This window comes from Hydrogenophaga sp. 70-12 (genome assembly GCF_001897365.1).
GTDB classification, from domain to species: Bacteria; Pseudomonadota; Gammaproteobacteria; order Burkholderiales; family Burkholderiaceae_C; genus Hydrogenophaga; species Hydrogenophaga borbori.
Genome location: NZ_MKSS01000325.1, coordinates 1 through 7,303 on the forward strand (window position 1 = coordinate 1; position 7,303 = coordinate 7,303).

The window sequence follows — 7,303 nt, forward strand, 5'->3', positions numbered from 1 at the left end:
CCGCGAGGCCTTCGAGGTGCTGCCCTTGCTGCTGTCCCGCCTGGGCCTGCGCGAACCGGTGCTCGTGGGCCATTCCGACGGGGCCACCATCGCCCTGCTGCACGCCAGCCGGCACCCGGTGGCGGGCTGCATCGCCATCGCGCCGCACGCCTTCGTCGAGGACGTGTCCATTCGTTCCATCGCCCAGGCGCGCGACCAGTACCTGGCCACGCACGACGACCCGCGCGGCCTGCGCCAGCGCCTGGCCCGTTACCACCGCGACGTGGACAACGCCTTCTGGCAGTGGAACGACATCTGGCTCAGCCCGGCCTTTCGCGACTTCGACATCCTGGGCGCCTGCGCGGACATCCGCGCCCCGCTGCTCCTGGTGCAGGGCGAGCAGGACGAATACGGCACGCTGCAACAGTTACATCGCGTGCGGGAACAAGCGCGCCACGCCGACGTCCTGACCCTGCAGGATTGCGGACACAGCCCGCACCGTGACAAACCACACGAACTCACCGAGGCACTTGAACACTGGTTCCGGTCTTCCATCACGGCCTGAGCGGGGATTCCCTTCCCTGAGGGACGGAGTGCGCCCCATCCCACCCCACAATCGCCTCGCGCGCCCCGTTCCCACCCCCGCCCCGCAGCCTGCAGACCACAGCCTGGCCGCCAAATCACCAAACAAATCACGAGCGGCCCGGCTTTGCCCCAAGGCGAATACCCGGTGCGTCCGGCACCTCTATACACTTTGATACATCTTGGTCGCCCCTGACCCCAACGCATGAGCATCTGGACCCACCCCTGGCTGATCGCCGCCCTCGTACCCGCCCTGCTGGCGGTGGGCGCGCTGGCGCATCGGGCCTGGGCGGAGCGCCAGGCGCGGCAGAAGCGCCGCCTGCCCAAGCATTGGCCGCTGACCGGGCGCCCGCTGGCCAACAGCGAGGAAGCCCGCGTCTGGCATTGGCTGGCGCGGGCCTTCTACGACCACCACGTCATGATCAAGCTGCCGGTGACGCGCTTCACCCTGCCTCGCCAGCGCGAGGAAGGCATGGAGTGGTACCGGCTTCTGGGCGGTGTGTACTGCACCTTCACCGTCTGCAAGTCCGATGGCCGCGTCATCGGCTGCCTGGACGTGCCGGGTCCCGCGGGCATTCCGCGCAGCACGCGCGCGCTCAAGCACTCCCTGCTGAGCCAGATCGGCCTGCCGTACTGGGTGGTGCGCTCCAACAGCCTGCCCACGGTGGCCGAGATCCGCGCCGAGTTCCTGGGCGAGTCCGAACTCAACCGCGCCATGCGCGAACGCGAGATGGAAGAGCGCGCCATCATCGCGGCCCAGACCAACCTGCGCAGCGCGCTCAACCGCCAGCGGAGCACGCGCTCGCACAGCGACTTCAACCCCTTGTCCAGCTGGCCCAACAGCGTGCCCGACGCGCGCAGCAGCGACTACCACTCGCAGTGGCAGGACAACAATTCCTTCCTGATGCCGCTGGACAGCCGCAAGGGCGACCTGCTCTGAACGGCCCGCGCGGTGCGCCGCTCAGCGCCCGCGCAAACCCTGCACTTCCTCTGGCGTGAGCCAGCGCCAATGGCCCGGGGCCATATCCGGCGGCAGGCTCAAGGCGCCAATGGCCGAACGGTGCAACGCGTCCACGCGGTTGCCCACCGCGGCCACCATGCGCTTGACCTGGTGGTATTTGCCCTCGGTGAGCACCAACCGCAGGTGGTGAGCGTCCACCAAGGTCGCGCCAGCCGCCCGCACCGGCCGGGGATCGTCGTCGAGCACCACCCCATCGAGCAGCCGCTGACAGGCGAGACCGTCCATGGCGTGGCGCAAGCTGACCTCGTACACCTTGGGCACGTGGTGGCGGGGCGAAGTGAGGCGGTGGATGAACGCGCCGTCGTCGGACAGCAGCAGCAGCCCCGTCGTGTCGTGGTCGAGCCGGCCGACGGCCTGCACCCCGGCGGCCGCGCCACCGCCGCGCTGGCGCAGCGGCGCGGGGAGCAGGGTGTAGATGCTGGGGTGCGCGCCGGGACGCTGGGAACACTCGAAGCCAGCGGGCTTGTGCAGCGCCAGGTAGGCGCGCTCGTGCCAGGTCCAGGGCACCCCTTCCACCTCGAACACGAAGCCCTGCGGCTCGAACAGCGCGTCGGGGTCCAGGCAAGGCTGCGGCGGCGAACCGACGCGCACGCGACCCTGCTGCACCAGGCCACGGCACACGCGGCGGGTGCCGAAGCCCTGGGAGAAAAGCAGTTCTTCCAAGCGTTTCATGGGCCGCGAGTCTACTGAGGCGGCAGGCCGCGACAATGGCGCCAAGCGCTCCGCGCGAACTCGCTGCGCCCGGCCGGATCGGTGAGAGACCGCCGCCACCCCATCTGCCGCCTTTCCCCGTGACATCCCGTTTTTCACAAAAACTCAAGGCCTGGCTGCCCACGCCCGAGACCATCCTTGGCAACCGCTGGCTGCGCTGGCTGGCACCGTTCATGGCCCATCCGCGTCTGTGGCACCTGAGCCGCAAGGGCGTGGCCCTGGGCGTGGCGCTGGGCGTTTTCTTCGGCCTGCTGATCCCGATCGCCCAGATGCCCGTGGCGGCCACCCTGGCCGTGGTGCTGCGCGCCAACGTGCCGGTGGCCATGGCCAGCACGTTCGTCACCAACCCCGTCACTTTCGGGCCCGTGTACTACGTGGCCTACCGGCTCGGCAAGGCCATGCTGGGCGAGGATGAAGCCGTTCAGCCGCCGGCCATGAGCGAAGAGCGCCTGGTGGAAGAACTCACCGCCGCGCCCGACCCAGAGGCCGAGCGGCTGGGCCTGGTCGACCGGCTCAAGCGCTGGCTGGCGCAGATCGGCCAGGTCGGCAAACCGCTGTTCGTGGGATTGGCGGTCCTGGCCGTCGCTTGCGGCCTGGTGGCGTACGCCATCGCGCATGCGGCGTGGCGCTTGCGCGTGCGCTGGGACAGGCGTCGGCGCCTGAAACAGCGCGAGCCCGCGGGCCAGCGACCCACGGGCGGAAAAGGTGGTGGAGCTGGGGGGAATTGAACCCCCGTCCGCAAGCCTTCTTCGAGCAGTTCTACATGCGTAGCCGTCTGTTTTGGGTCTCGCCGGCCGGATCGCGCAGTGGCACGCTACCCGGTCAACCAGCAGCCTTGGATCTCATCCCGCGCCAAGCTGCCCGGCGCGGAACCAGTCGATGTGAATGACCTCGCGGCTTCAGGCCTTGCGGCCCTCGGCGCAGCCCATCGACGAGCTGTTGCGAGGATCGGGGAGGTTAAGCCCCGAACGACTCTACTTAGGCCTGGAGGGCGAAAGCTTTGTCGTTTGCTGCTTCAGTATTGGCAGTTGGTTTGTTTCTGCGGTTTTACGAGGTGACAGAACCTCGGCATGCCCTGCTGCGCGTCCGAACCCACGTCGAAACCGGTGCAGCCCCAGGAGAATGGGATTTTAGGGCAGTTCGATCAGATTCAAGACCTCGAGTGGCGCATCGATCTGCGCATCGGCGCCCCAGGCCGCGACGTCCGCGCCAGGACCCAGGTAACCGTAGCGCGCGGCCACCGTGCGCATGCCGGCGGCACGCCCCGCTTGGATGTCGCGTTCGTCGTCGCCCACGTAGACGCAGCGCCCTGGGTCGACCCCCAGGCGCCGGGCCGCCTCCAGCAGCGGTGCGGGGTGGGGCTTGGCGTGCGGCGTGGTGTCGCCGCAGACGATGGCCCCCGCCGCGTCGAACAAGCGCAGCGACCGGGCAATGGGGTGGGTGAGCCGCTCGGCCTTGTTTGTCACCACGCCCCAGCGCATGTCCGCGCCACTCAAGGCCTCCAGCAGCGTTGGCACGCCGTCGAAGGGCCTCGTGAGTTGCAGCATGCGCGCCTCATAGGCGTCGAGGAAGGCCAAACGCAGGGCGGCGTACTCTGGGTGATCGGGCGCCATGTCGAACGCCACGCGCAACATGCCACGCGCGCCCGCGCCGGCATGGGCGCGGTACGAGCCGATCGGCAGCGCTGGCAAGCCGCGCGCCTCGCGCAGGCTATCGGCCGCACCGCCGAGATCGGGCGCGCTGTCGAGCAGCGTGCCGTCCAGATCGAACAGCACGGCCTGCAGGCCATTGAAGCGCTGACCCATCGCTCAGACCTTGCGCGTGCCGAACAGGTAATTCACGCTGGTGTCACCGCTGAGCCAATAGCGCCGCGTGAGCGGGTTGTATTCCATGCCGCGCGTGTGCTCCAGCGCCAGGCCGGCGCCGCGGCAATGGGCCGCGAGCTCACTCGGCCGAATGAAGCGCGCGTACTCATGCGTGCCCCGCGGCAGCAGGCCCAGCACGTACTCGGCCCCCAGGATCGCGAACAGGAAGGCCTTGGGGTTGCGGTTGAGCGTGGAGAAAAACACGTGCCCACCCGGCTTCACCAGCGCGGCGCAGGCGCGGACCACGGAGGATGGATCGGGCACGTGCTCCAGCATCTCCATGCACGTCACCACATCGAAACTCTCCGGCCGCTCGCGCGCCAGTTCCTCGACGCTGATCTCCTGGTAGCGCACGCCGGACGTACCCGCCTCCAGGGCATGGAGCTGGGCCACGCGCAAGGCCTTGGACGCCAGGTCGATGCCGAGCACGTCCGCACCCAGCCGCGCCATGCCATCGGACAAGATGCCTCCGCCGCACCCCACATCAAGCACCCGTTGGCCCTTCAAGGGCGCAATGCCATCAATCCACGCCATGCGCAACGGATTGATCTGGTGCAAGGGCCTGAATTCACCATCGGGATCCCACCAGCGGTGGGCGAGGTCGGAAAATTTGGCCAGTTCGGCCGGATCGGCATTCGTTTGCGCAGTCATTGGGCAATTATCGAGAAGACAACAAAAAACCGCGCCGAGGCGCGGTTCTTTGAGAACGATCGAATCGATCAGTTCTTGCGGGTACCGACCACTTCGACTTCCACGCGGCGGTTCTTGGCGCGGCCTTCGCGGGTGGCGTTGTCGGCCACCGGCTGGGTCAGGCCCTTGCCCTCGGTGTAGATGCGGTTGCTTTCGATGCCCTTGCTCACCAGGTAGGCCTTGACGGCTTCGGCGCGACGAACCGACAGGGTCTGGTTGTAGGCGGCCTTACCGGTCGAGTCGGTGTGGCCCACGGCGATCACCACCTCGAGGTTGATGCCTTTAACCTTGCCAGCCAGGTCGTCCAGCTTGGCTTTGCCTTCGGGCTTGAGCACGGCCTTGTCGAAATCGAAGAAGGCGTCGGCGGCGTAGGTCACCTTGGTGGCGGCGGGGGCCACGGGGGCGGCGGCAGGCGCGGGCTTCGGGGCCGGAGCGGCGGCGGGTGCCGGAGCCGGGGCCGGTGCGGGGGCCGGAGCGGCCGCCGGCACGATGGCGCCGTCGCAGCCCTTGGCAGCGGTCGCGGGGGTCCAGGAGGCGTCACGCCAGCAGAGTTCGTTGGTGCCGTTTTTCCACACCAGCTCGCTGGTGCCATTGCGCCAGTTGTCGATGGTCTGGGCGCCAGCAGCCGTTGCCATGGCGGCGGTTGCAAACAGCATTGCCACTCGGTTGAGTTTCTTCATGGTTTTCCTCTAGGTAAGCCGCAGACGACCTGCGTGACGTATTTAGATATAGAGGCGCCTGGATGTGAGCACTCCAAAACGCTCAAGTCATTGTGCCACAAGGATCATCGCGCCAATCCCGGGGCGCCAAGATCAGACAACGCCTACGGGCCTGACGCGACATCCGTTGCCCAGGTACAACATGACCGCCCAGGCAAGCGCCCGATTGGCGCCGATTAAAATCTTCCGTTGCCTTGCAGAGACCCATCACGCGCCCTTCTTCCATGACCTCATTCGCCAAAGAAACACTGCCCATCAGTCTGGAAGAGGAGATGCGCAGGAGCTACCTCGATTACGCCATGAGCGTGATCGTGGGCCGCGCCCTGCCAGACGCCCGCGACGGTCTCAAGCCGGTGCACCGGCGCGTGCTCTATGCGATGCACGAGCTCAACAACGACTGGAACCGGCCCTACAAAAAATCGGCCCGTATCGTCGGCGATGTGATCGGTAAGTACCACCCGCACGGCGACTCGGCGGTGTACGACACCATCGTGCGCATGGCCCAGGACTTTTCCCTGCGGCACATGCTGGTGGACGGTCAGGGCAACTTCGGCTCGGTCGATGGCGACAACGCTGCGGCCATGCGATACACCGAGATCCGCCTGTCGAAGATCGCCCACGAGATGCTGGCCGACATCGACAAGGAGACGGTCGACTATGGCCCCAACTACGACGGCAGCGAGAAGGAGCCGCTGGTGCTGCCGACGCGCCTGCCCAACCTGCTGGTCAACGGCAGCGCGGGCATTGCCGTGGGCATGGCCACCAACATCCCGCCGCACAACCTCAACGAGGTGGTGGACGCCTGCCTGCACCTGCTGAAGAACCCCGAGGCCTCCATCGACGAACTCATGGAGATGATCCCGGCGCCCGACTTCCCCACCGCCGGGATCATCTATGGCGTGCAGGGCGTGAAGGACGGCTACCGCACCGGCCGCGGCCGCGTGGTGATGCGCGCCAAGTGCCACTTCGAGGACATCGACCGCGGCCAGCGCCAGGCCATCATCGTTGACGAGCTGCCCTACCAGGTCAACAAGAAGACGCTGCAGGAGCGCATGGCCGAGCTGGTGCACGAGAAAAAGATCGAGGGCATCAGCCACATCCAGGACGAGTCGGACAAGTCCGGCATGCGCCTGGTGATCGAGCTCAAGCGCGGCGAGGTGCCCGAGGTTGTTCTGAACAACCTCTACAAGCAGACGCAGCTGCAGGACACCTTCGGCATCAACATGGTCGCGCTGGTGGATGGCCAGCCGCGACTGTGCAACCTGAAGGACCTGGTCACGGTCTTCCTGGAACACCGCCGCGAGGTGGTGACGCGGCGCACCATCTTCAACCTACGCAAGGCGCGCGAGCGCGGCCACGTGCTCGAAGGCCTGGCCGTGGCCCTGGCCAACATCGACGAGTTCATCCGCATCATCCGAGAATCGCCCACGCCGCCGGTGGCCAAGGCCGAGCTGATGACCCGCAGTTGGGACAGCCAGCTGGTGCGCGAGATGCTCACGCGCGCCAAGGCCGACGGCGGCACGATCAACGCCGACGACTACCGACCCGAGGGCCTGGACCGCGGCTACGGCATGCAGGGCGACGGCCTGTATCGCCTGTCGGACACGCAGGCCCAGGAAATCCTGCAAATGCGCCTGCAGCGCCTGACCGGCCTGGAGCAGGACAAGATCGTCGCCGAGTACAAGGACGTGATGGCCGAGATCGACGACCTGCTCGACATCCTGGCCAAGCCCGAG

The 7,303-nt window shown here is 67.2% G+C and carries 8 protein-coding genes and 1 other RNA gene; 4 read left to right on the forward strand and 5 right to left on the reverse strand.

Annotation, left to right across the window (positions count from 1 at the left end; all coding sequences use genetic code 11):
- Together BGO22_RS16965 and BGO22_RS16970 are read left to right on the forward strand one after the other, a co-directional pair.
- Positions 1-544: alpha/beta fold hydrolase (locus BGO22_RS16965; RefSeq protein WP_286851882.1), on the forward strand; the 544-nt coding region annotated here is incomplete at its 5' end.
- 222 nt (positions 545-766) lie between these two features.
- Positions 767-1,501 carry a DUF2726 domain-containing protein gene (locus tag BGO22_RS16970; RefSeq protein ID WP_070398180.1) on the forward strand — a complete coding sequence of 245 codons (735 nt, stop codon included), beginning with the start codon at positions 767-769 and terminating at the stop codon, positions 1,499-1,501.
- A gap of 21 nt (positions 1,502-1,522) precedes the next feature.
- On the opposite strand, the gene BGO22_RS16975 is transcribed toward BGO22_RS16970, so the two are convergent.
- Positions 1,523-2,254, reverse strand: a complete 732-nt coding sequence (locus tag BGO22_RS16975; protein WP_070398181.1) for a 16S rRNA pseudouridine(516) synthase — start codon at positions 2,252-2,254, stop codon at positions 1,523-1,525.
- 119 nt (positions 2,255-2,373) lie between these two features.
- On the opposite strand from BGO22_RS16975, the gene BGO22_RS16980 reads away from it, so the two are divergent.
- Complete coding sequence (locus BGO22_RS16980; protein WP_254668120.1) at positions 2,374-3,021, forward strand: DUF2062 domain-containing protein; 648 nt, start codon at positions 2,374-2,376, stop codon at positions 3,019-3,021.
- Here the strand turns inward: BGO22_RS16980 and ssrA are convergent.
- The 4 genes from ssrA to ompA form a co-directional block, all read right to left on the reverse strand.
- Positions 3,000-3,409, reverse strand: a transfer-messenger RNA (tmRNA) gene (ssrA, locus tag BGO22_RS16985). The genes BGO22_RS16980 and ssrA overlap by 22 nt on opposite strands.
- Before the next feature lie 14 nt (positions 3,410-3,423).
- A complete protein-coding gene (locus BGO22_RS16990; RefSeq protein WP_070398182.1) occupies positions 3,424-4,098 on the reverse strand; it encodes an HAD-IA family hydrolase in 675 nt (224 codons plus the stop codon).
- A gap of 3 nt (positions 4,099-4,101) precedes the next feature.
- Positions 4,102-4,809: a bifunctional 2-polyprenyl-6-hydroxyphenol methylase/3-demethylubiquinol 3-O-methyltransferase UbiG gene (gene ubiG / locus BGO22_RS16995; RefSeq protein ID WP_070398183.1), complete on the reverse strand. Its 708-nt coding sequence runs from the start codon at positions 4,807-4,809 to the stop codon at positions 4,102-4,104.
- 68 nt (positions 4,810-4,877) lie between these two features.
- Entirely contained in the window at positions 4,878-5,528 is a 651-nt protein-coding gene (gene ompA / locus BGO22_RS17000; protein ID WP_070398184.1) for an outer membrane protein OmpA, read from the reverse strand.
- Between the two features lie 263 nt (positions 5,529-5,791).
- Here ompA and BGO22_RS17005 point away from each other — a divergent pair.
- Positions 5,792-7,303: DNA topoisomerase (ATP-hydrolyzing) (locus BGO22_RS17005; RefSeq protein ID WP_286851888.1), on the forward strand; the 1,512-nt coding region annotated here is incomplete at its 3' end.

Bases quoted from the DNA above. Each gene is read 5' to 3' on its own strand.
- BGO22_RS16970 (WP_070398180.1), top strand. From the start codon at position 767: ATGAGCATCTGGACCCACCCCTGGCTGATCGCCGCCCTCGTACCCGCC.
- BGO22_RS16975 (WP_070398181.1), bottom strand. From the start codon at position 2,254: ATGAAACGCTTGGAAGAACTGCTTTTCTCCCAGGGCTTCGGCACCCGC.
- BGO22_RS16990 (WP_070398182.1), bottom strand. From the start codon at position 4,098: ATGGGTCAGCGCTTCAATGGCCTGCAGGCCGTGCTGTTCGATCTGGAC.
- ubiG (WP_070398183.1), bottom strand. From the start codon at position 4,809: ATGACTGCGCAAACGAATGCCGATCCGGCCGAACTGGCCAAATTTTCC.
- ompA (WP_070398184.1), bottom strand. From the start codon at position 5,528: ATGAAGAAACTCAACCGAGTGGCAATGCTGTTTGCAACCGCCGCCATG.